Source organism: Gulosibacter sediminis, assembly GCF_030011715.1.
In the GTDB taxonomy this organism is placed as follows: domain Bacteria; phylum Actinomycetota; class Actinomycetes; order Actinomycetales; family Microbacteriaceae; genus Gulosibacter; species Gulosibacter sediminis.
In genome coordinates, this window is sequence record NZ_JASCYH010000089.1 from 1 (window position 1) to 656 (window position 656).

General features: G+C 52.3%; 1 rRNA gene. It reads right to left on the bottom strand.

From position 1 onward, the window contains the following. Nucleotides 1-59: ribosomal RNA gene (locus QM019_RS12670) — 16S ribosomal RNA — on the bottom strand; the annotation flags it as partial. Between the last annotated feature and the right edge of the window lie 597 nt (nucleotides 60-656).

Sequence of the window (656 nt, forward strand, 5' to 3'; positions counted from 1 at the left end):
TGCATGTGTTAAGCACGCCGCCAGCGTTCGTCCTGAGCCAGGATCAAACTCTCCGTAAAAAATGAGTTCAATCCAGAATCAAAACACCAAAATTAATCTGGCGATCATCATCCAAAATATTAAAAAAGGAACCAAATAAACCAACCAGCCGAAGCTAGCCAGTCACGAGGTAACCATATAAAAAATGGCATATGACAATTTATTTAGTGCACACTGTTGAGTTCTCAAAGACCGTTTGCTTCTCATTTTCACCCCGCGCTTGCGTGGTTGCTACTGAGGGCTCTAGGTTCTACTACCTCGGCGTGTCGGACGATGTCTGACGTAACCTCGTGGTAGTGAAGTTGTTGTTAGGTCGTCTACATTACCCCATGCTCGCCGTGGCGTGCAAGTGGCTCAAGCGCTGAGTCTGTGAAGACCCTGTCACTTGGGCGGCGACCGTTGCCTCCTTTGCGATGAGCGCCAGATGGTGTTTCTTTCGCTGCGGTGGCAACAGATGAATACTTTACGGAGATCCGGGGGGTCGTGCAAATCACGCCTGCAGCCCGGGCGTGTCGCCCGGTATTCCGGGGATCTCGGCGATCCTCGGGAAAACGACGAGGGGGTGTGCGCAGCACTGCTGCGCACACCCCCTCGTCAAATTCGCACGGTTATCGCAC